This is a genomic window from Kitasatospora atroaurantiaca (assembly GCF_007828955.1).
In the GTDB taxonomy this organism is placed as follows: Bacteria; Actinomycetota; Actinomycetes; order Streptomycetales; family Streptomycetaceae; genus Kitasatospora; species Kitasatospora atroaurantiaca.
The window spans coordinates 3,275,382-3,300,339 of the sequence record NZ_VIVR01000001.1; the positions used below are offsets into that span (position 1 = coordinate 3,275,382).

The following is a 24,958-nucleotide window of genomic DNA, read 5'->3' on the forward strand; positions in this document are numbered from 1 at the left end:
GACCGCCGGACCAGAGCCGTCCTGCGGCTCAGGCGGCCGGTGCCAGGCCCATCAGGTCGCGGGCGCAGGCGTCCGCCAGGCAGTCGAGCAGCCGGAGCAGGTCGGGTGAGCGCAGGTCCAGACCCGGGCCGTTCGCCCCGGGCCGCAGCCAGACGGCCGGCGGCACATCGCATCGGTTCTCGGGGCGCGGAGGGACCTCCTCCGCGCCCCGCGGCCGTGGCACCCGGGGGGCACCGGCGGGCCTGGCCGTGAGGCCCAGCTCCAGCTCGGCCCCCCAGCCGAGCCAGTGCAGCAGATCGGGGACGGCATCGGCCGTCCCGGGGGCGAGCAGGAAGGCGGCCAGGCCGCCGCTGGCGACCACCGGGCCGTACGGCCGCCGCAGCCGGTCCAGCCGCCCCAGGGCGGCCAGAGCGACCGGCCGCCGTACCTCCACCCGGTCCGAGCCCAGCAGCGCCGGCGTCGGATCGGACAACTCGGCAGGCGGCACGGGCAGCGCAGCTGTCATGGGTTGTGCAACGCTGTATGAGCGAAGCGGTAACGCGACCGCCACCTGAACGGCCGCACCCGGCCGGAGGCAGCTGAGCCACCGTCACCTCGGTGGGTGCTGTCGGGCGGTCCGTCAGCAGACTTCTCGCCAGGCGAACACCGCCACCCGGGAAACTGCGCGAAACTCATCGGAATACCGGGTATGAATGCAGGTGGACGGGGTCCCAGGGCTCCGGCCGGAGAGATCTGCGAGACCAGCTGCTCCGTCCCCGGCGAGCCTTGTTCGCCGATGGCGTAGCGGTATCGGGTGCATCAGGCCCAGCTGTGGGAACACCGTCTCCCAGCATCAGGTTGGGATTGGTGTCGGCTGGTCGCGCAGCATGATTCCCCACACGAGTGGGATCCGTGGGCCGCGCCGCTGAGCGGGACTAGCATGCGGAAGGACAGGGCGGGGACAGTCCCCGAACTGCCCGACCGCTCTGAGGAGCGATAAACGATGTTCGAGAGGTTCACCGACCGCGCGCGGCGGGTTGTCGTCCTGGCTCAGGAAGAAGCCCGGATGCTCAACCACAACTACATCGGCACCGAGCACATCCTCCTGGGCCTGATCCACGAGGGTGAGGGTGTCGCCGCTAAGGCCCTGGAGAGCCTCGGGATTTCGCTCGAGGCGGTCCGCCAGCAGGTCGAGGAGATCATCGGCCAGGGCCAGCAGGCCCCGTCCGGTCACATTCCCTTCACCCCCCGGGCGAAGAAGGTGCTGGAGCTGTCGCTCCGCGAGGCCCTTCAGCTCGGCCACAACTACATCGGCACCGAGCACATCCTGCTCGGCCTGATCCGCGAGGGCGAGGGCGTCGCCGCCCAGGTCCTGGTGAAGCTGGGCGCCGACCTGAACCGGGTGCGCCAGCAGGTCATCCAGCTGCTCTCCGGTTACCAGGGCGGTGGCAAGGAGTCGGCCACGGCCGGCGGGCCCGCCGAGGGCACCCCGTCGACCTCGCTGGTCCTCGACCAGTTCGGCCGGAACCTCACCCAGGCCGCCCGCGAGGCCAAGCTCGACCCGGTCATCGGGCGCGAGAAGGAGATCGAGCGGGTCATGCAGGTGCTGTCCCGCCGCACCAAGAACAACCCCGTGCTGATCGGTGAGCCCGGCGTCGGCAAGACCGCGGTCGTCGAGGGCCTGGCCCAGGCGATCGTCAAGGGCGAGGTCCCGGAGACGCTGAAGGACAAGCAGCTCTACACCCTCGACCTGGGCGCGCTGGTTGCCGGCTCCCGCTACCGCGGTGACTTCGAGGAGCGCCTGAAGAAGGTGCTCAAGGAGATCCGCACCCGCGGCGACATCATCCTGTTCATCGACGAGCTGCACACCCTGGTCGGCGCGGGCGCCGCCGAGGGCGCCATCGACGCCGCCAGCATCCTCAAGCCGATGCTGGCCCGTGGCGAGCTGCAGACCATCGGTGCGACGACTCTCGACGAGTACCGCAAGCACCTGGAGAAGGACGCCGCGCTGGAGCGCCGCTTCCAGCCGATCCAGGTCGCGGAGCCGTCGCTGCCGCACACCATCGAGATCCTCAAGGGCCTGCGCGACCGCTACGAGGCGCACCACCGCGTCTCCATCACGGACGCCGCCCTGGTCGCCGCCGCCACCCTGGCCGACCGGTACATCTCGGACCGCTTCCTGCCGGACAAGGCGATCGACCTGATCGACGAGGCCGGTTCCCGGATGCGCATCCGCCGGATGACCGCGCCGCCGGACCTGCGCGAGTTCGACGAGAAGATCGCCGACGTCCGCCGCGAGAAGGAGAGCGCGATCGACGCGCAGGACTTCGAGAAGGCCGCGTCCCTGCGAGACGACGAGAAGCAGCTTCTGCAGGCCAAGGCCAAGCGGGAGAAGGAGTGGAAGGCCGGCGACATGGATGTCGTCGCCGAGGTGGACGAGGAGCTGATCGCCGAGGTTCTGGCGACGGCCACCGGCATCCCGGTCTTCAAGCTCACCGAGGAGGAGTCCTCCCGCCTGCTGCGCATGGAGGACGAGCTGCACAAGCGCGTCATCGGCCAGAAGGACGCCATCAAGGCGCTCTCCCAGGCCATCCGGCGTACGCGTGCGGGCCTCAAGGACCCGAAGCGCCCCGGTGGCTCGTTCATCTTCGCCGGCCCGTCCGGTGTCGGTAAGACCGAGCTGTCCAAGACGCTCGCCGAGTTCCTGTTCGGCGACGAGGACGCCCTGATCTCCCTCGACATGTCGGAGTTCAGCGAGAAGCACACCGTCTCGCGGCTCTTCGGCTCGCCCCCCGGCTACGTCGGGTACGAGGAGGGCGGCCAGCTCACCGAGAAGGTGCGCCGCAAGCCGTTCTCGGTCGTCCTGTTCGACGAGGTCGAGAAGGCCCACCCAGACATCTTCAACTCGCTGCTGCAGATCCTGGAGGACGGTCGCCTGACCGACTCCCAGGGCCGGGTCGTGGACTTCAAGAACACCGTCATCATCATGACGACCAACCTCGGCACCCGGGACATCTCCAAGGGCTTCAACCTGGGCTTCGCGGCCACGGGTGACACGGCCACCGGGTACGAGCGGATGAAGGCGAAGGTCGGCGAGGAGCTCAAGCAGCACTTCCGCCCCGAGTTCCTGAACCGTGTCGACGACATCGTGGTCTTCCACCAGCTGTCCGAGGAAGACATCATCCAGATCGTCGACCTGATGATCGACAAGGTGGACAGCCGCCTCAAGGACCGCGACATGGGCCTGGAGCTCAGCATCGAGGCCAAGAAGCTGCTCGCCAAGCGCGGCTACGACCCGCTGCTCGGTGCCCGTCCGCTGCGCCGCACCATCCAGCGCGAGATCGAGGACCACCTCTCCGAGAAGATCCTCTTCGGCGAGCTGCGGGCCGGCCACATCGTGGTCGTCGGCGTGGAGGGCGAGGGCAAGGAAGCCAAGTTCACCTTCCGCGGCGAGGAGAAGTCGCCGGTGGCGGACACTCCGGCGGCCGTCGCCTCGACCGGTCCGGATCTGACGAAGTAGCACAACCCGCACGAAAGGCCGCGGCCCCGACATTCCGTCGGGGCCGCGGCCTTTTCTGTTTAATGTCTGTTGAATGTCTGTTGAGAAGACCACTCCACAATCGGTAACAAATCTTGTGACATACCGCACGGCAATCCCCGCCGTTCGGGGGGTTCACATCATGGTTCGAGTGCGATGCAGGCCCTGCCTACCGGACCGCACCGGAGGCGTGACTGATCGTCAGTTGATCAGTGGCGCGGGAGGATAGCGTCGTCGCCATGTCATGGTCAAGGTCTTTCTTTTTTACCCACTCTTGGATCAAATGTCGTCCACCTGTCTTTCATTGGTTCACCGGCAGGGCCAACAGCTGTGCCGGTATGGGGAGGACGTCACAACGTTGAAGATATCCACGAGGGCCTCTGCGGCCACCGCAGCCGTGGCGGTTATCGCCGCCCTCGGCGCGGGCATGCTGCCGGGCACGGCGACCGCCGCACCGGCCACGCCCACGAACGACCCTGCGGACGCGATTCAGAGCACGAAGGTTGACCACAACCTCCCGGGCCCGCTGACCGAGAAGGTCGAGGCCGAGCAGAAGGCCGCGACCGAGCAGCTCCTGGCGGGCACCGCCAAGATCGAGAAGCACGGCAGCAGCACCAGCATCAAGCTCGGCCGTGACAAGTACGTCGAGCTCGCCCGCGAGCGCACGGACAAGATCTTCACCATCCTGGTCGACTTCAGCGACCAGGTGGACAGCACCACCAAGACCGCCGACGGCAAGGTCAAGTACGGCGGCACCCCCGGCCCGCAGCACAACCAGATCGCGCAGCCGGACCGCGCCAAGAACAACTCCACCGCCTGGCAGGCGGACTACAACCAGAAGCACTTCCAGGACCTGTACTTCAGCAGCACGCAGGACTCCATGAAGACCTTCTACGAGAAGCAGTCCTCGGGCCGCTACTCGCTCGAGGGCCAGGTCACCGACTGGGTGAAGGTGCCGTGGAACGAGGCCCGTTACGGCTCGGACTACTGCGGCCAGCACGTCTGCAACAACGCGCAGGACCTGATCCGCGACGGCATCAACGCCTGGGTCGCCGACCAGAAGGCCAAGGGCCAGACGGACGCTCAGATCAAGGACACCATCGCCCAGTACGACAAGTACGACCGGTACGACTACGACCACGACGGCGACTTCAACGAGCCCGACGGTTACATCGACCACTTCCAGATCGTGCACGCCGGTGAGGACCAGTCGGCCGGCGGCGGCAAGCAGGGCACCGACGCCCTGTGGGCCCACCGCTCGTACGTCTACGGCTCCGGCGCCGGCCAGACCGGCCCGTCCACCAACAAGCTCGGTGGCACCCCGGTCGGCGACACCGGCATCTGGATCGGCGACTACACGATGCAGCCGGAGAACGGCGGCCTCGGCGTCTTCGCGCACGAGTTCGGCCACGACCTCGGGCTGCCGGACCTGTACGACACCTCCGGCCAGGGCATCGACAACTCGGTCGGCTTCTGGTCCCTGATGTCGTCCGGCTCCTGGCTCGGCGAGGGCAAGGACTCGATCGGCGACAAGCCGAACGACTTCGACGTCTGGAGCAAGCTGCAGCTCGGCTGGCTCAAGTACGACAAGGCCAAGGCCGGCGAGATCTCCGCCCACCTGCTCGGCCCGGTGGAGTACAACTCCAAGCGCCCGCAGGCCCTGGTCGTCGACCTGCCGAACAAGACCGTCACCACCGAGATCAACACCCCGTTCGCGGGTGGCAACGAGTGGTGGAGCGGCAGCGCCGACAACCTCAACGTCACGCTGGCCCGCGACGTGGACCTGACCGGCAAGACCTCGGCGACGCTGTCCGCCAAGGGCTGGTACGACCTCGAGCAGGACTACGACTACGGCTACGCCGAGGTCTCGACCGACGGCGGCGCCAACTGGACCGCCCTGGACGGCACCTTCAACGGCACCGCCCTCCCGAAGGACCCCTCCGGCAAGGCGAGCCTGACCGGTAGCTCCGGCAACAAGTGGGGCGACCTGTCCTTCCCGCTGGACGCCTACGCGGGCAAGGCCGTCAAGGTCCGGTTCCACAACACCACCGACGGTGGCGTGCACAACAAGGGCTTCGCCCTCGACGACATCGTCGTCACCGTCAACGGCACCCCGGTCTTCACCGACGGCGCCGAGAACGGTGACAACGGCTGGACGGCCACCGGCTTCTCGCGCATCACGGGCAAGTTCTCCAAGGACTACGCCCAGCACTACCTGGTCGAGAACCGTCAGTACGTCTCGTACGACCAGACCCTGAAGACCGGTCCGTACAACTTCGGCTTCAGCACCACCAAGCCCGACTGGGTGGAGCACTACGCCAACCAGAACGGCCTGCTGATCTGGCTGTGGGACCAGTCCCAGACCGACAACAACGTGGCCAACCACCCGGGCCAGGGCCTGGTCCTGCCGATCGACTCGCACCCGACGCCGATCAAGTGGACCGACGGCACCCTGATGCGTCCGCGCCTCCAGGGCTACGACTCCCCGTTCGGCTTCGAGCGCACCGACGGCCTGAACCTCCACAAGGCCGATGTCGCCGCCAACGTGCCGTCCGAGAAGGGCGTCCGCACCTTCAACGACCACACCGGCAAGTACTGGGACGCCTCGAACCAGTACAGCAGCGTCCAGGTGCCCGACACCAACACCCGCATCTCGGTCATCTACGAGAGCCTCAACAAGCTCGAGACCCTGGTGCTCGTCACGCCGGCCAAGTGACCTTGTGTCGCTGACCAGCTGACTGCATGACAGATCGTCGGCCCGGTTCCCCGCGAGGGGAGCCGGGCCGACGGCGTTTCTCAGAGGTAGGTGAGGAAGGCCGTCATCGCCTCGGTGATCTCCTTCGGGGTCCAGTCGAGCGCGGCGGAGGCGACGGTCACCTCGGTCATCGAGAGGCCGGGGAGGTCCCGCCCGCCCCAGGGCCCGAAGAGGCCGAGGCCCTGCTCCTCGGCGAGGCGTACGTTCGCTTCGTTGAGCGCCTCCGCCGGGTGGGGGAGCCAGAGTTGGAACTGGTGGGTGTGCGGGGGCTCGGGGTTGACCCGGGCGCCCGGGGTGTCGGCGACGGCTTCGGCGAGGGCCGTGGCGACCACCTTGGCGTGGCCGACGTACGACTCCAGGCGCGGGAGTTCGCGGTCCAGCCCCGCGAGGGCGGAGAGGGCGGCGGGCCACTGCTGGAAGAGCTGGCCGCCGTAGCGGTGACGCCATGACTTCGCGTCCCGGACGAAGTCCTCGGGGCCGGCCAGCGCGGCGCCGCTGATGCCGCCGAGCGTCTTGTAGAAGGAGACGTAGACGGAGTCCGCCAACTCGGCGATCTCCGGCAGGGAGTGGCCGAGATGGTACACGGACTCCCAGAGCCTGGCACCGTCCAGGTGGACGTGGGTGCCGTCGAGCGCGGTCGTGGCGGCGACCAGCTCCTCCCAGGAGGGGAGGATGAATCCGGCCTCGCGCAGTGGGAGTTCGAGCATCAAGGTGCCGAACTGCTCGCCACTGTCGCGGAGTTCCTCGGCCGTGGGGATCCTCGGGGCGGTGGTCGGCCAGACCGCGTGCAGCCCGCTCAGCCGCGAGTAGGCCTTCCGCTCGTGCACCTCGGGGTGGGCCAGCGGGTGCATCGCCACCGTACGGCTGCCGCTGCGCTCGGCCCAGCACTGCAGGGCCGCCTGCTGGGCCATCGTCCCGGTCGGGAAGAAGGCGGCGTCGGGCTTGCCGAGCAGCTCGGCCACCCGCTGTTCGAGGGCGCGGACGACGCCGTCGCCGTAGATGTCGGGGCGCTGGTCCAGGTCGTACGCCGTCTCGGCATCCGTGGCCAGCGCGGCCAGCCGCTCGCGGAGGTTCTGCGGCCGGACGCCCGAGAGCAGCCTGTCGCAGCGCCGTAGGGCGGCGAACCTGCGCTCGCGCGGGTCGGGGGTCGGCACGGCGTCGGATGCGTGGGTCATCCGCCGATCATTCCCGATCGGCCGGCGACGCAACATTCCCGGGCCCGTGTCTCGTGTACGGGGTGAAGGGCGCGCGCCGCGCCGGGGGATGGATTCAAGGGGCCGTACACGGATGTCGCCGGACCGCGAGAGTTTGTTTGACGAGTTCGTCTCGGCACGTTACAGCTGCCGGAGACAGCCACCCCCGGCACCGACCCGGACCGCCGGGTGGCCCTGATGGCCGCGCTGGCCTAGGTCAGCCCGGCGTACCGGGCGGTGAGATGCTCCGCGCCTCCACGTCCGGTGCGAGGGTGCGCCGGGGCGCGGGGAGCTGCGCGAGATCGGAAGATGCCGGTCCGCAGCATCCTGTTCTGCGCAGTTCTCCGCGCCCCGGCGCGGCTGCTCGGCTGCCTACCCGAGCGGGGCGTGCCTCAGCGGGGCGGGTAGAGGGAGTAGGACGGGAAGTTGCCGTAGAGCTTCTCGTCCGGGCCCTCCGGGCCGTGGGTGACGGCCTGGACGAGCAGGTCGCCGCCGACGAACGCCCCCTTCCAGGAGGCGCCCAGCCCACCGAAGACCTCCTCACGGTCACCGCGGCTGCGGGGCTTGTTGATACCGACCTTGAAGGCGAGGAGGTCGGGGGCGACCCGGTCGGCGAAGGCGAGGTCGTCGGTGGCCAGGGAGGCGACCAGGGAGCCGTTGCCGGCGTTCATGGCGGCGAGGAGCTCGGACTCGGTGTCGACCAGGACGATGGAGTCGAGCGGGCCGAACGGCTCCGAGTGGTGCAGGGCCCAGCTGGCGGGCGGGTTGAGGACAGCCGCGGGGGCCAGGTAGGCGTCACGGGACTGGCCCGGGAGGAACGTTCCGTCGTCGAGGCTGCCCCGGTGCAGCGGGACGGCCCGGGCGGCGACGGCCGTATCGAAGTGGGCCCGGAGCTCGGCCGCCTTGGCCGCGTGGATGACCGGGCCGAAGTCGAGCTCCGGCAGCGGGTCGTCGGGAGCGGCGACGGCCAGCGGGTGACCGAAGCGCAGGCCGCCGAGCACACCGAGGTAGGTCTCCAGAAAGGCCGGGAAGAGCGAGCGCTGGACGACGTAGCGCGGGTAGGCGGTGCAGCGCTGCTTGGCGTACTCGAAGCCCTTGCGCAGGTGCGCGGCCAGCGCGGGCCAGTCACTGTAGTCCCAGACGCCCCAGGTGTTCAGACCCTCCTGCTCCAGGAAGTGACGGCGGTTCAGGTCGGCGAGCGCGGTCGCGGCCTTGCGGCCGTTGGCCCGTCCGCCGACGAAGGCGAGCGCGCCCAAGCCCTCGGCCCGGATCAGCGCATCGGCGATCCGGCCGCCCTGGCCGGAGATCAGGGTGACCGGCAGGCCGGCCCGGTGCATCACGGCATGGGCCAGGGTGAGGCAGTGGAAGCCGCCCTGGGACGGGGTCTTGGCCACCACCGCGTTGCCGGCCAGCAGCTGGACCAGCTCCGCGTGCACCTGCACGCTCATCGGGTAGTTCCAGCTGGCGATGTTGGAGACCGGGCCCGGGAGCGGGGTGCGGTCGCCGAGTTGACGGTCGATGTTGTCGAGGTACCAGCGCACGCCGTCCAGCGCGCGGTCGACGTCGGCACAGGCAAGCCGCCAGGGCTTGCCGATCTCCCAGACCAGCAGCAGGGCCAGCAGGTCGCGCTGCTCGGCCAGACCGTCGACCGCCGCGGCGACCTTGGCCTTGCGCTCGTCCAACGGGACCTTCCCCCAGGCCGCGTGCTGGGCGATGGCGAACGCGACGGCGCTCTGCGCCTCCTCTATGCCGACCCGGGGTGGGCCCGGGATCGGGGTGCCGTCCAGTGGGGTGGTGTGCTCGCCGGCGATGCCGAGGGCGCGCCACTCGCCGCGCACCAGGTTGAGCAGACCGTCGGGGGTGAAGGCTTCGGGGGCGGTCCGTACGCAGCGGGCGTACGTCTCGGACCAGGATGTGCCGGGCTTGAGCTGCGGTGCCGTCATGGGGAGTTCCTCCGGGTCGGGGAAGGGGTGCTCGGGCAGGACGGGTGCTGGGGTGGCTCTGCTTGGCTTGTTGGCGCTTCCTCGAGGCGTCGCTACGAGGGTGTTGGTTGGCGGTGTTGGTCGGGGTGTTGGCCGGGTGTTGCTCGATGGTGCCGCTCAGAGTGGCACGGCTGTCTGGAGCTGGACAGGATGCCTGCCGATGCCGGGTCGGCCCAGGTGTGAGGCGGCTCACGATTTCCCTCGGAGAATCCGGGGAAGCGGACCGCCGGTCGGACACTCCTGGTGGTGATTGTCACAGCGGGTGGGGCCGGTACGAGGCACGGTAGTAGCCGATGCGGGCGCGCGGCCTTCAGGGTGGCGAAGTCCGGGCGGCGGGCTGGGGACCGGTCAGGGGATTGACCCCGAGGCCGGGCCGGAAGATCCATGCGCCGCGGGCGTCGAGTCCGGGGGCTCGGGCACTACACGCCGTAGTAGGTCACAGCATTTGGGGCCGCCGGTGATGACCGCTTACATCTGAATGGTCCCCAGCTCGGCAGGCCCTCGCGGCTCTGCGCCACGCTGCCCCCGTCCGCGAGGTACTGCCACCCGATGCCTGCCTTTGACACCGCCCGCCGCAAGCTCGCCGCGACGGCCGTCTCCGTTCTGGACGCCCGGATCCGCCCCGCCGCCTCCTGGCTGCAGGAGCGCCGGGCCCTGGTGGCCCAGTCGCAGGAGCGCCGCACCGTGGTGGCCTGGCTGCAGGAGCGCCGCACCGTGGTGGCCTGGCTGCAGGAGCGCCGCACCGTGGTGGCCTGGAGCGGCGCCACCACCCTGGCCTTCGGCGCCCTGCTGATTCCGGGCAGTGCCTCGGCGCAGACCGTCCAGCCCGCGATGCCGGGCAGCTCGGTCTTCGTCTCGGCCGGCTCGGAGGCCTACCGGGGTGGCGTGGTCCAGGTGGCCGAGCCCAGCGCGTACAAGCTGCCGGGGGCGGCCTCCACGCAGGACGCGGTGGCCGTGGCGAGCAACCTGGCACCCGGCGCCGCGCCGGAGGCTGCGGCACCCGCGCCTGCGGCGCCGGCTCCGGCCGCCGAGACCGAGGCGGCCTCGCGGTCGGCCGAGCGCGCACCCGCTCCGGCTCCCTCGCCTGCCCCTGCCCCTGCGCCCGCTCCGGCGCCGGCACCTGCTCCGGCCCCGTCCTGGTACGCGCCCGCCCCCGGAGCTCGGATCAGCAACCCCTTCGGCGTCCACAACCCCGAGTACGCGGCGGGCTATCACACGGGTGTGGACTTCGCGGTCTCCGCCGGAACGACGCTGTTCGCGGTGGGCGACGCCAAGGTGGTGTCGGCCGCCTACGACGGCGCGTACGGCAACGAGGTCGTGCTGCGGCTCTCGGACGGCAAGTTCGCGCAGTACGCCCACATGTCGTCGCTCTCGGTGCGGGCGGGCCAGACCGTCTCGGCGGGGCAGCAGATCGGCAAGTCGGGGAACACCGGGAACTCCCACGGCCCGCACCTGCACTTCGAGATCCGGACCAGCAACCGGTACGGAGCCGTGGTGGACCCGATCGCGTACCTGTCGGCGCGTGGGGTGACCAACTTCTAGCGGGCGGTCGGGCGGTTCTCGCGAACGGAGATGCGATGACAGATTTTGATATCTGCCATCGCATCACGCGGACGGCTCGATCCGCCTCGCATTCTCCAACGCAACCTCCAGCGCGGCGTCCATCGCCTCCGCCAGCGTCGCCACCTTCGGCTCGGCACCCCCGACGCCGTCGCCGCCGTCCCGCCCGGCACCCTCGACATCCTGCTTGAGCAGGACCAGTGCCCAGTTGACGGAGAACAGCGCCATGGTGGCCCGCAGCCGGTCCTGGAAGGTCGCGTCGGGCCCGTGCACCAGCCGGATCATCGCCATCATCCGCGCCTTGAACTCCAGCCCGGCCGGCGACTCACGCAGAGCCGGCTGGTTGTCGTGGAAGAACCGCAGCAGCGGCGCCCGCTCGAACATCCCCGCCGCGAAGCGCCGTACCAGCTCGTCCCGCAGCTCCGGCGACCACGGCTTCCCCTCGCCCCAGGCGATGGTGTCGTCGATCGGAGCCGCCATGCTGTCCACGATGCCGTGGACGATGTCGTCCTTGGTCTTGAAGTGGTAGTACAGCGCCGCCTTGGTCACCCCGAGCCGGTCGGCGATCTCCCGCAGCGAGGTCTTCTCGTACCCCTGCTCGGCGAAGAGTTCGAGCGCGACGTCGATGATGCGTGCCCGGGTGTCACTGCGGGGGCTCTGCGTCGTACTCATGGCTTGGTGGCCTGCCTCATGCCTGCGTCGATTGGGCGGCAAGCTCCGGTACCGGCGCTCACCTCGGGGTGCATTCTCCCTGCCCGTGGGGCCACTACCGAAACTGGCTTGACGCCCGGCTTACGGACAACTTACCGTGCGACCGAACGATTAACTAGCCGGTCGTCAAGTAAGTAGCACCACAACACGCCACTGACCCATCGGCCGGCACCGCGCTTCCGGGAGACGCACCATGTCACAACAGCAGGTCGAGGCCGCGGCGGATCAGCCCGCCGCCGCAGTCGAGGGGGCGACCGACCCCGCCCCGAGGTCACCGCGCGAGATCCGCCTGGTGATGATCGGGCTCGTGGTCGCCATGCTGCTGGCCATGCTCGACAACCTGATCGTGGGCACCGCGATGCCGACCATCGTGGGCGACCTCGGCGGCGCCGAGCACCTCTCCTGGGTGGTGACCGCCTACACCCTGGCCACCGCCGCCTCCACCCCGATCTGGGGCAAGCTCGGCGACCTCTACGGCCGCAAGGGCACCTTCCTCACCTCGATCGCGATCTTCCTGGCAGGTTCCGCGCTCTCCGGGCTCTCCCAGTCGATGACCCAGCTGATCGCCTTCCGCGCCGTCCAGGGCCTCGGCGCCGGCGGTCTGATGGTCGGCGTGATGTCCATCATGGGCGCCCTGGTGGCGCCGCGTGACCGCGGCAAGTACCAGGGCATGTTCGCCGCCGTGATGGCGCTGGCCACCATCGGCGGCCCGCTGGTCGGCGGTTTCATCACCGACCACCTCAGCTGGCACTGGACCTTCTACATCAACCTGCCGCTCGGCCTGGTCGCGCTCGCCTTCATCGTGGTCACCCTGAAGCTGCCGAAGGTCCGCTCCACCGCGAAGATCGACTACGTCGGCGCCGCCCTGCTGACCATCGGCATCACCTCGCTGGTCCTGATCACCACCTGGGGCGGCCAGGAGTACGCCTGGGGCTCGAAGCAGATCCTCGGCCTGGCCGCGCTCGCCGCCGCCTCGCTGATCGGCTTCTGCTACGTCGAGCAGCGGGTCGAGGAGCCGATGCTCCCGCTCGACCTCTTCAAGAACCTCAACTTCACCCTGGTCTCGGTGATCGGCTTCATCGTCGGTTTCGCGATGTTCGGCGCCGTAACCTTTCTGCCGCTCTACCAGCAGACCGTCCAGGGCGCCTCGGCGACCAACTCCGGCCTGCTGCTGATGCCGATGATGTTCGGGATGCTGGTCGTGTCGCTGGTGGTCGGCCAGGCCGTCACCAAGACCGGCAAGTACCGGATCTACCCGATCATCGGCACCGCCGTGATGGCCGGCGGCTCGCTGCTGCTCTCCACCCTGTCGACCGACACCAGCCGGTTCACCTCGGCCTGCTACATGGTGGTGCTCGGCGCCGGTATGGGCTTCCTGATGCAGATCACCATGCTGGTCGCTCAGAACAGCGTGGAGCTCAAGGACATGGGCGTGGCCAGCTCCACCGCCACCCTGTTCCGCACCATCGGCGGCTCCTTCGGTGTGGCCCTGTTCGGTGCGCTCTTCAACGACCGGGTCACCTCGACCATGAAGGAGTCCGGCGCCAAGGCCGCCGGCAACCTCGGTCAGATGGGCCCGGAGGCGCTGCGCAAGCTGCCGGCCCCGGTGCAGGACGCCTACCACCACGCCGTCTCCAACGGCATGCACACCGTGTTCCTGTGGGGCGCCGTGATCAGCCTGATCGCCGTCGCCGCCGCCGTCTTCATGCGCGAGGTCCCCCTGCGCGGCGCCGGCCAGCCGGCCGAGCAGTCCGTCGAGGCAGCCGCCCTCTGACGGCACGAAGAACACCGACGGCCCCATTGCACTACATCGTGCAAATGGGGCCGTCCAATTTTCCGAAGAAATTGGTAATTCAAGAGGCGTAGACAAACCAGCGGTATTCACCTCTATGATTCTGAGCGTCAGAAATCCGCGCCGATCAAGGGGCAGACAATGCGCAGCAATGCCGAGATCCAGAGCCAGTTCGACGAGATCGACACCGATGGCGACGGCTACATCACCGCCGACGAGCTGAAGATGTACCTCCAGCAGAACCCGAAGGTCAGCGATGCGAACGCCGCCGCGACCTTCAAGTACGCCGACGAGAACAGCGACGGCCAGATCAGCTTCGAGGAGTTCGCCGAGCTGATCCGCAAGTAACGAGTTTCCGGGCGGTTCACCGGATGAGCAATTTACCGGATTACCGATCCACCGGTTCGTTCGGTGGACCGCCCTCGCGGCTATCCGGGCAGGCGGTATACGCCGGGCCCGACCGGCTCGACAAGGCCGTCCGCGACCAGTCCGTCCAACGCCCTGGCCCGCTGCACCGGCTCGGGCCAGACCGCGTCCAGGCTCGCCTGCGGCACCGTGCCGTGGGCGTCCCGCAGGACAGCCAGCAGCTTGCCCCGCACCTGACGGTCCGTCCCCTCGTACGACTGCCCGCGCCGCGGCGGGCCCTGGTACGGCGGCCGCCCGGCCACCCGCCAGGCGCAGTGCCGGGCCAGCGGGCACGCGCCGCACTCGGGGCTGCGGGCGGTGCAGACCAGCGCGCCCAGCTCCATCACGCCGACCGCCCAGGTCGCGGCGGTCTCGACGCTCGCAGGCAGCAGCTCGGTGGCGGTACGGCGCTCGGCGGCGGTGGTCGCCTGCGCCGGGTACTCGACCCCCGTCACGGCCCGGGCGAAGACCCGGCGGACATTGGTGTCCAGCACCACATGGCGCTGCCGGAAGGCGAAGGAGGCCACCGCGGCCGCCGTGTACTCGCCGACGCCGGGGAGGGCGAGCAGGGCCGCGTGGTCGTCCGGCACACGGCCGCCGTGGTGCGCGGTGATCGCCACGGCGGCGGCGTGCAGCCGCAGGGCCCGGCGCGGGTAGCCGAGCCTGCCCCACATCCGGACGGCCTCGCCCGGCGCGTCGGCGGCGAGGTCCGCGGGGGCGGGCCAGCGCTCCAGCCACGCGGCGTAGGCGGGCAGCACCCGCTTGACCGGGGTCTGCTGGAGCATGAACTCGCTCACCATGACCGCCCACGGCGAGGCCTCGGGGGTACGCCAGGGCAGGTCACGGGCGTTGGCCTCGTACCAGTCGAGGACGGTCGAGTGGAGCAGCGGCGCGGGGGCGGCGGAGATGGCATCCATGGCCCTTCGATCCTCCCACGCCACGGGCTCGTGTCGGCGCGGCGGGAGTGGGCGGTCCGGGTGCCACCTCCTCGGGTACGCCCGCGCGCGCCCGGCACATTCCCCGCACGCCGGAGCGCCCGCAACCCCCTCCCCCATCCGGACCAAATGGCGGATCATGTGAAGGAAGAGACGCCAGAGCGGTGTTGATGCATCAACGGGTGCACACAGTCTCGTAGAGTTTGCGCGTGCCCTCTCTGCGTCAACCCGTGGGACCGCTGCCGGCGTCGATCTACTGGCGTCGGCGCATCGTCGTGCTCGCAGCCCTGGCGGCCGTCCTCGCGCTGATCGTCTGGCTGACCTCCGGTCAGGGAGGTGACGGGAAGCAGGGCAAGGACAACGCCGCGCAGCCCGCCCCTGCCCAGTCGATCACCCCTGGTGCGTCCCCGAGCGGCTCCGCGATCACCAGCCGCCCCGGCGGTCCGGGCGGAGCGGGCGGCGTCTCGGGCAGCAGCGGCGGCGACGTCAGCCTGACCAGCGGCGGTACGGGCGGCAGCGCAAGCCCGTCCGGTACGGCCACCGGCGCCGGTGCCTCGACCGGCGGGGCGGGCGGCGCAGGCGGCGGGGCGGCCACCCCTCCGGCCGTCAACACCAGCGAGGTGATGGCCCTCCCGGCCTGCGCCGCCTCGCAGGTCACCCTGGAGCTGGCCGGTACGCAGAACTCGTACGAGCTCAAGGACAAGCCGCGCCTCTCGCTCACCGTCCGCAACGCCTCGGGCTCGAACTGCCGGGTCGACCTCGGCCGGGTGGCCTCGACCATCGTGGTGACCTCCGCCGCCAACGAGCGGATCTGGTCCTCGGGCGACTGTCCGACGGAGCGTCAGAGTACCTGGGTGCAGATCACCGCCGGGACCGGTCTGACCGAGACGTTCACCTGGGACCGCAGCCGCAGCAAGCCGCAGTGCGCCTCCACCGACGGCACGACCGCCGGGCCCGGGAACTATCTGGTCCAGGCCTACCTCACCGGCCCGTCCGGCGGCCCGGTCTCCGCCCGCACCTCGATCCGCCTGGAAGGCTGACACCCTCTCTGCTCCACCCGGGCGGGCCGTTGTCATCTCTGCGCGGGCCGCCTGCCGACTGTTTTCAGCCAACTGAGCGGCCACCGGCATGTCAGGAAGCTGACCTGACGCACCGACAGGAGTGCCCGTCCGCCCCCGTGTACGGACGGGCACTCCTGCCTGCTGCGGGCCGTCCCCACTCAGGAACGGCAGATCGGGCGGGGGCGCTCGGTGCAGCTGGATCACGCGGCCACTCCGTGCGGCCGGGGCAGGCGGGCCCACTCCGTGCGGCCGGGTCAGGCGGGCCACTCCGTGCGCCGGAGCGAGCGGCCGAGGGTCGCGGGCAGCAGCCCCGCCGCGAGCAGGGCGGCGAAGAGGCCCAGTGCGGCGGCCGGCGGGACGTGGTCCAGCAGCAGGCCGCTGCCGAGCATCCCGACAGGCACCCCGAGCATGAAGACCGTCATGGTGGCGGCGACCACCCGGCCGCGCAGCTCGTCCGGCACGCGCTGGAAGATCAGGACGTCGACCATCACCCGGAGCGAGGGAATCCCCAGCATCATCGCGGCGAGGGCGACGAAGACCGTCACCGGGCCGCCGGGCAGCAGCGGCACCAGGAACAGCGGCACACAGACCCAGGCCACCGCCAGCAGGAGCTTGCCCGGGCCGAGCAGCCGGTGCAGACGGCCCACCAGCAGGGCACCCAGCAGCCCGCCCACGGCCTCCCCGGAGAGGGCCAGTCCGATGGACGCGGTGGAGCTGCCACCGTCCCGCAGCAGGACCATGACCGGCAGCAGCATCGCCGAGCCGACCAGGTTGAGGGCGAAGGTGACGGCGAGGGTCGAACGCAGCAGCGGACTGCCCATCAGGTGCCGGAAGCCGTCGAGCGCGCCGCCGTGCGAGCCGCCCTCGGCGGGCTCCGCCTTGCCGTCGAACCGGACCGCCACGGCGGCACAGAGCGAGAGCAGTGAGGCCAGGGCGGTGCCGAGGAAGGGCACGGCCCGCCCGAACCCGAGCAGGAACCCGGCCAGCGGCGGCCCGATCAGACTGGCTCCGCTGACCCGCAGCTCCTCCTGGGCGAGCGCCTGGCGCATCTGCTCCGGGGGCACCACCGCCCGGACGGCGATCATGCGCACCGGGCCGCCGTACGCCATGGTGGCGCCGATCACGGCGGCGGCCAGCAGGGTGTGGACGACGGTGAGCCGGTGCAGCAGAAGCGCCGTCACGACGCTGGCTGCCGTCAGGAAGCGAGCGGCGTCCGCCGCGATCAGGATCCGGCGGCGGTCCCGGCGGTCGGCGACGGCGCCGCCGTGCACCCCGAAGACCAGCGAGGCCGCGAACTGGACCGCGCCGAAGGCTCCGGCGACGGCCGGCGATCCGGTCATCGCCAGCAGCACGAGCGGGTAGGCGGTGTCCGCCACGCAGGTGCCGAGCATCGCCGAGGCCGCACCGCCCCAGAGCAGCTGGAAGCGCCAGTTCCGACGCAGTGGCACCGGCCGCTGCGTTCCGGCCACCTCGGTGAGCTCCACCGTAGCCATACCCCACCCCTTTTGCCTGAGCGCAGATGGTCACCCATCCGCAACCATTCATCGATGCGTGAATGCTTGCAGACAAGTGATTGATTGCGCAAGGGTGCACGTTGTGGGTAAATGGGCCCGTGGCGAAGCGAGACGGAGAACGCGAGGTCGGGGACGTTGCGACGCTGAAGGCACTCGCCGATCCCCTGCGGTTGGCGATCCTCAACGTCCTGATGAAGAGCGCTCCCGAGCCGCTGACGGTGAAGGAGATGGCGGCGGAGCTGGGCGAGCCTCAGACCAAGCTCTACCGGCACGTCAAGCAGTTGGAGAAGGCCGACCTCATCGTGGTGGCCGAGACCCGGCTGGTCTCGGGCATCGTCGAGAGCCGCTACCGGACCGGCCACACCTCACTGCGTCTGTCCCGCGAGATCTTCTCGGACGACTCCGCGGACCGGCCGGCCGCCCTCGGCACCATGCTCGCCGCGATGGACATGGTCCGCACCGACTTCCAGGGGCACTACCTCGGCCGCCGGATCGACTTCGCCGCTCCCGTCGACGGCTCGTCGGGCCCGCCCGGGCTCTTCAGCCACTTCGGCATGCGGCTCACCCCCGAGCGGCTCCTGCGCCTGCGCACCCAACTGGGCGCCATCCTCGACCAGCTGGCGGACGAGGGCGACAGTACCGAGGAGGACGCCGTCGACGTGACCCTCTTCACCCTGCTCTACGCGATCAAGCCGACGGCCGCACCCGACCGGGCGTAACGCGACGCGAGGCCCGGCTCAGCTTGGCTTTAAACCCCACCAAGACATGATCTTGGTGGGGTTTAAAGCCAAGCTCAGACGTAGCGCTCCAGGATGGACGATTCTGCGAGCCGCGACAGGCCCTCGCGGACCGAGCGGGCCCGCGTCTCGCCGACACCCTCGACGGTCTGCAGGTCGTCGATGCTGGCCGCCAGCAGCTTCTGCAGTCCGCCGAAGTGCTCCACCAGCCGCTCGATCACGGTGTTGGGCAGCCGCGGGACCTTCGCCAGCAGCCGGTAGCCGCGCGGCGAGACGGCGGAGTCCAGGGACTCGGGCGAACCGGAGTACCCGAGCGCCTTGGCCACCGTCTGCAGGTCGAGCAGCTCCGCATGGGTGAGCGCCTCCAGGTCGGCGAGCACCTCGGGGACGGTACGGCCGCGCTTCGCGGCGCGCTCCGGGAAGTAGTCGCGCGCGACCAGTTCGCGCTCGGGCTCGACACCCGCGATCAGCTCGTCCAGCTGGAGCGAGAGCAGTCGCCCGTCGGTACCGAGCTCCAGCACATAGCCGGCGATCTCGGCCGCGATCAGGCGGACCATCTCCAGCCGCTGGGCGACGGCGGTGACGTCCCGGACGGTCACCAGGTCCTCGATCTCCAGTGCGGAGAGTGTGCCGGCGACCTCGTCCAGGCGCAGCTTGTAGCGCTCCAGGGTGGCCAGCGCCTGGTTGGCGCGGGAGAGCACGGTGGTCGAGTCCTCGAGCACGCGGCGGGTGCCGTTGACGTACATCGCGATCAGCCGCATCGAGTGCGAGACCGCGACGACCGGGAAGCCGGTCTGCCGGTTGACCCGTTCGGCGGTGCGGTGGCGGGTGCCGGTCTCGTCGGTCGGGATCGTCGAGTCGGGCATCAGGTGCACGCCGGCTCTGACGATCTTGGTGATGTCCTTGTCGAGCACCACGGCGCCGTCCAGCTTGCACAGCTCGCGCAGCCGGGTGGCGGTGAACTCCACGTCCAGGACGAAGCCGCCCGTGCACAGTGATTCGACCGTCTTGTCGAAGCCCAGGACGATCAGGCCGCCGGTGTTGGCGCGGAGCACCCGCTCCAGACCGTCCCGCAACCCCGTCCCCGGGGCGATGGCACTGAGGGAGGCCCGCAGCAGGGCCTCCTCGCGGGAGGACTTGTCCGCCCGGTCGCTGGCTGCCACGTGACTCCTCCGGTCGACCCGGACCGTGTGGCGTGGCGCCCGACGGTCTGTCGCTGCATTACTGCACTTCATGCCAATTAGACAGGGCAAAGTCTAACTGCGTGCGGCAATAACAGGGTCTGGGTCAGCGCAGTTCGTCCGAGTCGACCGGTTCCCAGCCCTCCATCAGCTCCTCGGGGTAGGCCGCGGGCGGCGGTACAACGGCCTTTTCGGGGGCGGTACGCGGCTTCGCCGGCGCCCGCTTGCGGCCCGGGATGGCGCGCAGGGCCTCGCCGATGTCGGCGACCTCGACCACCTTCATCCCGCGCGGGACCTTGCCCGGGTCCGGCGGTACCAATGCATGGGTGAAGCCCAGCCGGTGCGCCTCCGCCAGTCGGCGCTGCACTCCCGTCACCCGGCGGACCTCCCCGGCCAGACCCACCTCGCCGATCGCCACCAGGTTGCTGGGCAGCGGGGTGTCGGAGGAGGAGCTGGCCACCGCAAGGGCGATGGCCAGGTCGGCGGAGGGCTCGGTGAGCTTCACGCCACCGACCGTCGCGGTGTAGATGTCCTGCTTGCCCAGCTTGACGCCGCCGTGCCGCTCGACCACGGCGAGGATCATCGCGATCCGGGGCGACTCCAGGCCGGAGGTGGTCCGGCGGGGCGAGGGGATCTGCGAATCCACCATCAGCGCCTGCACCTCGGCGACCAGGGGCCGGCGGCCCTCCAGGGTCACCGTCAGGCAGGTACCCGGCACCGGCTTGTCACGCCGGGTCAGGAAGAGGCCGGACGGGTCCGCCAGCCCGGCGATGCCCTCGTCGTGCAGCTCGAAGCAGCCGACCTCGTCGGTGGCGCCGTACCGGTTCTTGACCCCGCGGATGATGCGCAGCCGGGCGTGCCGGTCGCCCTCGAAGCTCAGCACGACGTCGACCAGGTGCTCCAGCAGGCGCGGGCCGGCGATCGAGCCGTCCTTCGTCACGTGGCCGACCAGGAGGGTGGCCATGCCGCGCTCCTTGGAGGCCCGGATCAGCGCCCCCGCGACCTCGCGGACCTGGGCCGGGCCGCCGGGCGCGCCGTCCAGCTCGGCGGAGGCGATGGTCTGCACCGAGTCCAGGATCAGCAGCCCGGGGCCGACCTGGTCGATGTGTCCGAGCACCGCGCCGAGGTCGGACTCGGCGGCGAGGTAGAGGTGGTCGGAGAGCGCGTTGATCCGGTCGGCGCGCAGCCGGACCTGGCCCGCCGACTCCTCACCCGTCACATACAGCGTGCGGTGCTGGTCACTGGCGGCCTTGGCGGCCACGTCCAGCAGCAGGGTGGACTTGCCGACGCCGGGCTCGCCCGCGAGCAGCACCACCGCGCCGGGGACCAGCCCGCCGCCGAGCACCCGGTCGAGCTCGGGCACGCCCGTCGTACGCGCTGTCGCGACCTGGCCGTCCACCTGCCCGATCGGCCGCGCGGGCGCGCTGACCGGCCCGGCCGCGGTCGTCCGGATCGGCACCGCGCCGTATTCCTCGACGGTGCCCCAGGCGTTGCACTCGGGGCAGCGGCCGACCCATTTGGGGAGCTGGTTGCCGCACTCCGTGCAGCGGTATGCCGGGCGCGGCTTTGCGGTGGTCTTGGTGCGGGCTGCCATGCGGCCAACCGTAGCCGGTGGGTCCGACAACCCGGCACGCGATCGGCCGCCGGTGATGCACGGTGTTGTTACCCGAAAGAAGTACAACAGCGGGGAAAAGCAGGGACGGGACCCGCCGCCTCTCTACCGTCTGGTACGTGACAACCAGGCTTGCTACCCCCGTGCCCGGCAGCTCTCCCACGCTCCAGGCCTACGACAGTTGCGTCGACGGGCTGTTCACCTACTGCCTCTCGGTGCTCTGCGAGCACGAAGCGGCCCTCGCCGCCGTCCGCGAGGTCCGCGACCTCGCGCTGCGGCACGGTACCCGGCTGGCCGATCCCGGCCTGCTCAGGGCGTGGCTGTACTCGCTGGCGCGGTACTGCTGCCTGCAGCGGCTGGAGCAGGGGCTCGGCACCCCGGCCACCCCGGCGAATCCCGCGCACGCGGAGCAGCGCCACCGGGAGCTGGCCTCACTCGCCTGGCCGGAGGCCGCCGGTACCGAGCCCGAGCAGCGCGAGGCCCTGGAGCTGGCGGTCCGTCACCGGCTCCGGCCGGCCGAGGTGGCGGCCGTGCTGGGTCTGTCCGGCGAGGCGGCGCAGGCGCTGCTGGCCGCCGCCGGCGCGGAGGTCCGCCGGACGCGGGCCGCGCTGCTGGTGCTGATGGTCGGCAGCTGTCCGGTGCTGGGCGAGCTGGGCGGGGCAGGGGCGGAGAGCTGGCTCGGGCCCCCGCTGCCCGACGGCGGGCAGGGCGGGCGGGTGCTGGGCCCGGCGCTGCGCCGAGAGCTGGTCCGGCACGTGGTGGACTGCCCGACCTGCCGGGGCACCGCCGAGCGGGTGGCGGGCGAGCTGGGCACCGGCCTGGCCGGGCTGCCTGGTCTGCCGGTCCTGCCCGCGCCGGCGACCTTACGGGTCGGCGCCCCACCCGCCACGCCGGTCGGCGGTTCCGGCGGTTCGGCGGGGGCTGCCTTTCTGGCGGGTGCGGCGGCGGGTCGCCGGGCGGTCAGGCCGGACGGCCCCGACGGGCAGCCCGAGCCGCGGTTCGACCAGCGGGGCTTCCCCCGGCACCGCGCGCCCAGCCAGGGGCGGGCGCTGGCGGTGCGTCAGCGGGTGGTGACCACCGGGGTGCTCGCCGCCGTGCTGACGGCTCCGGTGGTGGCCCTGTGGGGGGCTCATCGCGGGGGCGACGGCCCTGGCGGAGCGGCTGCGGTGTCCTCCGTCCGGGTGGACGCGGCGCGTGAGCGGATCGCGGAGCCGTCCCCGGCGCCCCCGGCCGGGCAGACGAGCGGCGGGCTGGAGCTGGCCGGTGCGGTGAGCGCAGAAACGTTGCTTCCGCCGAATCAGCGGCTAAACGGCGACGGCACGGGGGCGTCCGGGCCGTCCTCCGGTGCGGTCGGGCGGCCGGCTCCCGTCCCCGCCCCGGCAGCGGGCCGGCTCACCGTCGAGGTCGGAGAGTACGCCGGCCGGACGGTGATCACCATGACCAACTCCGGCGGCACGACGATCCAGTGGCACGCCGTGGTCGACGCCGACTGGCTGCGCCTGAGCCGGGACGCCGGGACACTGGCACCCGGCCAGCGGATCACCGTCACGGTGGTCCTGGACGAGGACCGCGCCCCGCGGCACCCGTGGACGGCCAGGATCGCCCTGCCCCCGTCGCAGGCGGTGGTCACCCTGCAGGGCGGCCCCGAGCACCGCGGCGGTCAGCCGCCGACCGCGGACCCCGGTCCGAGCAACAGCCCGACCAGCAGCCCGACGCCCTCGCCGACCCCCACACCGACAGCCCCGCCGACCGCCTCACCCACCGCCTCACCCACCGCCGGCGGCGGCACGTCCCCGACCGCCTCCCCCTCCCCGCGCAGCCCCACCGGGAGCCCCACCGGGAGCCCCCCAGGAACCCCGACGGCCACCCCGTGACCGGCACCGACCGGCTCGTCAGACCGTCAGACCCGAGACCGCGTCACCGACGTACGTGGCGCCCATGACGACCAGCACCACCATCAGGACCGCCGAGTTGTGGGCGGACATCCACGCCTTCCACTCACCCAGCACCTTGGCCGACCGGGCCCCGCCGACGAGGTGGACGCAGAGCGGTCCCAGCGTGCACAGCGATCCCACCAGCACCATCAGCACCACGGCCACCGTCTTGCCAGCACCGCTCGCCGTGCTGGTCGCGATGGAGACGGCGCCGCCGACCGTCAGCACCAGGTTCTTCGGGTTGGCCGCCACCAGTTGGGCGGCGAGCCCGGCCGACCTCTCGGGGGTGAACCGGTCGATGGTCTGCATCCACTTCGGCGGACTGCGCACATGGCCCGCGCGCGGCCGGTCGTGCCACTGCCTGAGGGCGAGGAGCAGCAACAGCACCCCGGCGGCCAGCTTGACCCACCAGGACCAGGTGGGCCGCGGTCCGGCGGTGTCCAGCCCCGAGCCGGCCAGCACCACCAGCGTGGCCACCGCCGCGAGCGCCGCGACCCAGCCGAGCGTGAAGGCGGTGCCGTTGACCCTGCCCCTCGGCGTGGCGAGCATCAGGACCACCGCGATCAGCGGCACCGGGCTGATGGCGATGCCGACGGCCGAGGCCAGCATCTGTCCGATCGCGTCGCCCATGGCGAGACCTCCCGGGTGGGCCGGTGGAGCAGCGTCAGCGGGGTCGGATCCTCGGCAGCCGGTACGAGCCGTCGAGCACCGCGGCACCCGGCTGGTACATCCGGAGGACCGGCCGGAACTCCCCCTCCGGCGTGGGCAGCCAGTTGGCCGCCTCGGCCGGGTCGCTCGGCAGCTCGTGCTGCAGGACGAGGGTGAGTGAGCCGTCCGCGCCGTGCACCAGGCCCGGGGTGCGGTCGCCGACCGAGTAGCGGTCGATCGGGTTGGCCACGAGGAAGTAGTCGGGAACGGCGTACATGGTGATCGACCAGAAGGCGTCCACCGGCGGAGGCGTGTCGAAACGCAGGGTGTACGAGCGGGCGCCGGTGAGCTTTCCGCCCTCCGCGTCGTCGAAGGTCGTGGCGTAGGCCGCCTCGTACGCGTGGTTTCCCCAGAGCCCGGTCCGCGCGGCGACCGCGCGGGTCAGGTAGGCGGCCCTGCGGTCGGCGATCCGCCACTCGGAGTCGTCGAGGGTGCCGGGGCCCAGGTGGTCGAGGTTGTAGTCGAAGAGGTGGAGGTTGGCACTCCACTCTCCGGCGGGCTGGTTCTCCGGTGGCCTGGTCGCCTCCTCGACCCGCTGCCGGCCGGCCTCCAGGCCCTTGACGAGGGTGGCCGTCCACTCGGGCGCGGCGGCCAGGTACGGGGAGGGGCCGGTGTCCAGCAGCCCGAGCGGGGCGAAGCGCTGCTGGTACTCGACGTCGGGAGCGGCGGGCGGGAAGGCCGCCATCCACAGCCGCAGCTGCTCGAGGAACCTCAGCTCCTCCGGGACGGCCTCGTCCGGCTGCGGCAGCCCCGCGTACACGCCGCCGGGCTCCAGCGGGGTGAGCGTCAGCCGCTGCTGGATCGCGAGCACTCTGGGCAGGTCCGACGGGCCGTCACAGGCGTTGCGGCCGACGATGCTTGCGACGACCGTCGGGGACTCGATCACCCCCACGCCGGGAGCGGGTGTGCCGTGCCAGTGCGGCGGGACGATCAGCCAGGTCTGCTCGGCGGTGCCGGTGGCCCGGCGGCCGATGTACGCGAAGTCGTTGGTCCAGGCGTCGACGAACTGCAGCACGTAGTAGGCGCCCTCGGTGTCCGGGACGTGCAGCACCAGCGGGCCCCCGGAGAGGTCGAGCTGGGCGGTCGAGTAGACCGTGTCGTTGTTCACGGAGACGAACTCGGCGTCCGCTCCGGCGAGCTGCACGGAGTGCCCGAACCGGTTGAAGTCGGCAGCCGGGATGCTGCCCATGCCGCGCTCGAGGAAGGCCTCCACCATGGCGAGGCCGGAGACCATCGGGCAGCCATAGACGTACGCGTCGGCGGCGAGCGCCTCCAGAGCGGCATCAGGCATGCGGTTTCCTTCCCGGGAGGGACTTCGGGGCGGCCGGCTCCCGGCGGGGCCCGCCGGGGCTCCCCGCGCG

General features: G+C 71.0%; 18 protein-coding genes. 8 read left to right on the top strand and 10 right to left on the bottom strand.

All coding sequences use genetic code 11. The features are described from left to right. Nucleotides 1-28: 28 nt before the first annotated feature. Complete coding sequence (locus tag FB465_RS15130; protein WP_145791101.1) at nucleotides 29-505, bottom strand: hypothetical protein; 477 nt, start codon at nucleotides 503-505, stop codon at nucleotides 29-31. A gap of 477 nt (nucleotides 506-982) precedes the next feature. Here FB465_RS15130 and FB465_RS15135 point away from each other — a divergent pair, with 477 nt between their 5' ends. Together FB465_RS15135 and FB465_RS15140 are read left to right on the top strand one after the other, a co-directional pair. Continuing rightward, nucleotides 983-3,499, top strand: a complete 2,517-nt coding sequence (locus tag FB465_RS15135; RefSeq protein ID WP_145791103.1) for an ATP-dependent Clp protease ATP-binding subunit — start codon at nucleotides 983-985, stop codon at nucleotides 3,497-3,499. A 445-nt stretch (nucleotides 3,500-3,944) separates the two neighbouring features. Continuing rightward, nucleotides 3,945-6,233 (top strand): immune inhibitor A domain-containing protein, encoded by a 2,289-nt coding sequence (locus FB465_RS15140; protein ID WP_211785975.1) that lies wholly within the window; start codon nucleotides 3,945-3,947, stop codon nucleotides 6,231-6,233. A gap of 80 nt (nucleotides 6,234-6,313) precedes the next feature. Here FB465_RS15140 and FB465_RS15145 read toward each other — a convergent pair whose 3' ends face one another. Continuing rightward, a complete protein-coding gene (locus FB465_RS15145) occupies nucleotides 6,314-7,447 on the bottom strand; it encodes a threonine aldolase family protein (protein WP_145791105.1) in 1,134 nt (377 codons plus the stop codon). 410 nt (nucleotides 7,448-7,857) lie between these two features. Beyond that, nucleotides 7,858-9,408: an aldehyde dehydrogenase family protein gene (locus FB465_RS15150; protein WP_145791107.1), complete on the bottom strand. Its 1,551-nt coding sequence runs from the start codon at nucleotides 9,406-9,408 to the stop codon at nucleotides 7,858-7,860. A gap of 588 nt (nucleotides 9,409-9,996) precedes the next feature. Between FB465_RS15150 and FB465_RS36945 the strand changes: the two genes are divergently transcribed. Then, entirely contained in the window at nucleotides 9,997-10,989 is a 993-nt protein-coding gene (locus tag FB465_RS36945; RefSeq protein WP_246192668.1) for a M23 family metallopeptidase, read from the top strand. A 63-nt stretch (nucleotides 10,990-11,052) separates the two neighbouring features. On the opposite strand, the gene FB465_RS15160 is transcribed toward FB465_RS36945, so the two are convergent. Beyond that, the gene (locus FB465_RS15160) at nucleotides 11,053-11,679 is read right to left on the bottom strand and encodes a TetR/AcrR family transcriptional regulator (protein WP_145791109.1); all 627 of its coding nucleotides are present in this window, start codon (nucleotides 11,677-11,679) and stop codon (nucleotides 11,053-11,055) included. Between the two features lie 232 nt (nucleotides 11,680-11,911). Here FB465_RS15160 and FB465_RS15165 point away from each other — a divergent pair, with 232 nt between their 5' ends. Both FB465_RS15165 and FB465_RS15170 read left to right on the top strand, forming a co-directional pair. Beyond that, a complete protein-coding gene (locus tag FB465_RS15165) occupies nucleotides 11,912-13,492 on the top strand; it encodes an MDR family MFS transporter (protein ID WP_145791111.1) in 1,581 nt (526 codons plus the stop codon). A 105-nt stretch (nucleotides 13,493-13,597) separates the two neighbouring features. After that, nucleotides 13,598-13,858, top strand: coding sequence for an EF-hand domain-containing protein (locus FB465_RS15170; RefSeq protein WP_281292384.1), 261 nt, complete (start codon nucleotides 13,598-13,600; stop codon nucleotides 13,856-13,858). Between the two features lie 80 nt (nucleotides 13,859-13,938). Here FB465_RS15170 and FB465_RS15175 read toward each other — a convergent pair whose 3' ends face one another. Then, entirely contained in the window at nucleotides 13,939-14,832 is an 894-nt protein-coding gene (locus tag FB465_RS15175; protein ID WP_145791115.1) for an HhH-GPD family protein, read from the bottom strand. 227 nt (nucleotides 14,833-15,059) lie between these two features. Between FB465_RS15175 and FB465_RS15180 the strand changes: the two genes are divergently transcribed. After that, the gene (locus FB465_RS15180) at nucleotides 15,060-15,890 is read left to right on the top strand and encodes a hypothetical protein (RefSeq protein WP_145791117.1); all 831 of its coding nucleotides are present in this window, start codon (nucleotides 15,060-15,062) and stop codon (nucleotides 15,888-15,890) included. Nucleotides 15,891-16,165: 275 nt separating this feature from the next. On the opposite strand, the gene FB465_RS15185 is transcribed toward FB465_RS15180, so the two are convergent. After that, nucleotides 16,166-17,404, bottom strand: coding sequence for an MFS transporter (locus FB465_RS15185; RefSeq protein ID WP_145791119.1), 1,239 nt, complete (start codon nucleotides 17,402-17,404; stop codon nucleotides 16,166-16,168). A 119-nt stretch (nucleotides 17,405-17,523) separates the two neighbouring features. Between FB465_RS15185 and FB465_RS15190 the strand changes: the two genes are divergently transcribed. Beyond that, nucleotides 17,524-18,144: an ArsR/SmtB family transcription factor gene (locus FB465_RS15190; RefSeq protein WP_170290592.1), complete on the top strand. Its 621-nt coding sequence runs from the start codon at nucleotides 17,524-17,526 to the stop codon at nucleotides 18,142-18,144. Between the two features lie 74 nt (nucleotides 18,145-18,218). Here FB465_RS15190 and disA read toward each other — a convergent pair whose 3' ends face one another. Next, nucleotides 18,219-19,277, bottom strand: a complete 1,059-nt coding sequence (gene disA, locus FB465_RS15195; protein ID WP_145797365.1) for a DNA integrity scanning diadenylate cyclase DisA — start codon at nucleotides 19,275-19,277, stop codon at nucleotides 18,219-18,221. Nucleotides 19,278-19,449: 172 nt separating this feature from the next. Further along, nucleotides 19,450-20,937 (bottom strand): DNA repair protein RadA, encoded by a 1,488-nt coding sequence (gene radA / locus FB465_RS15200; RefSeq protein ID WP_145791122.1) that lies wholly within the window; start codon nucleotides 20,935-20,937, stop codon nucleotides 19,450-19,452. 137 nt (nucleotides 20,938-21,074) lie between these two features. Between radA and FB465_RS15205 the strand changes: the two genes are divergently transcribed. After that, on the top strand, nucleotides 21,075-22,829 hold the full coding sequence (locus FB465_RS15205; protein WP_145791124.1) for a BACON domain-containing protein: 1,755 nt from the start codon (nucleotides 21,075-21,077) through the stop codon (nucleotides 22,827-22,829). 18 nt (nucleotides 22,830-22,847) lie between these two features. Here FB465_RS15205 and FB465_RS15210 read toward each other — a convergent pair whose 3' ends face one another. Next, nucleotides 22,848-23,519, bottom strand: a complete 672-nt coding sequence (locus FB465_RS15210) for a GAP family protein (RefSeq protein ID WP_145791126.1) — start codon at nucleotides 23,517-23,519, stop codon at nucleotides 22,848-22,850. A gap of 34 nt (nucleotides 23,520-23,553) precedes the next feature. Further along, the gene (locus tag FB465_RS15215; RefSeq protein ID WP_145791128.1) at nucleotides 23,554-24,888 is read right to left on the bottom strand and encodes a DUF1254 domain-containing protein; all 1,335 of its coding nucleotides are present in this window, start codon (nucleotides 24,886-24,888) and stop codon (nucleotides 23,554-23,556) included. Nucleotides 24,889-24,958: the final 70 nt, after the last annotated feature.

Coding starts and splice junctions, on each gene's coding strand:
- FB465_RS15130 (WP_145791101.1), bottom strand. CDS start 505: ATGACAGCTGCGCTGCCCGTGCCGCCTGCCGAGTTGTCCGATCCGACG.
- FB465_RS15135 (WP_145791103.1), top strand. CDS start 983: ATGTTCGAGAGGTTCACCGACCGCGCGCGGCGGGTTGTCGTCCTGGCT.
- FB465_RS15140 (WP_211785975.1), top strand. CDS start 3,945: ATGCTGCCGGGCACGGCGACCGCCGCACCGGCCACGCCCACGAACGAC.
- FB465_RS15145 (WP_145791105.1), bottom strand. CDS start 7,447: ATGACCCACGCATCCGACGCCGTGCCGACCCCCGACCCGCGCGAGCGC.
- FB465_RS15150 (WP_145791107.1), bottom strand. CDS start 9,408: ATGACGGCACCGCAGCTCAAGCCCGGCACATCCTGGTCCGAGACGTAC.
- FB465_RS36945 (WP_246192668.1), top strand. CDS start 9,997: ATGCCTGCCTTTGACACCGCCCGCCGCAAGCTCGCCGCGACGGCCGTC.
- FB465_RS15160 (WP_145791109.1), bottom strand. CDS start 11,679: ATGAGTACGACGCAGAGCCCCCGCAGTGACACCCGGGCACGCATCATC.
- FB465_RS15165 (WP_145791111.1), top strand. CDS start 11,912: ATGTCACAACAGCAGGTCGAGGCCGCGGCGGATCAGCCCGCCGCCGCA.
- FB465_RS15175 (WP_145791115.1), bottom strand. CDS start 14,832: ATGGATGCCATCTCCGCCGCCCCCGCGCCGCTGCTCCACTCGACCGTC.
- FB465_RS15185 (WP_145791119.1), bottom strand. CDS start 17,404: ATGGCTACGGTGGAGCTCACCGAGGTGGCCGGAACGCAGCGGCCGGTG.
- radA (WP_145791122.1), bottom strand. CDS start 20,937: ATGGCAGCCCGCACCAAGACCACCGCAAAGCCGCGCCCGGCATACCGC.
- FB465_RS15210 (WP_145791126.1), bottom strand. CDS start 23,519: ATGGGCGACGCGATCGGACAGATGCTGGCCTCGGCCGTCGGCATCGCC.
- FB465_RS15215 (WP_145791128.1), bottom strand. CDS start 24,888: ATGCCTGATGCCGCTCTGGAGGCGCTCGCCGCCGACGCGTACGTCTAT.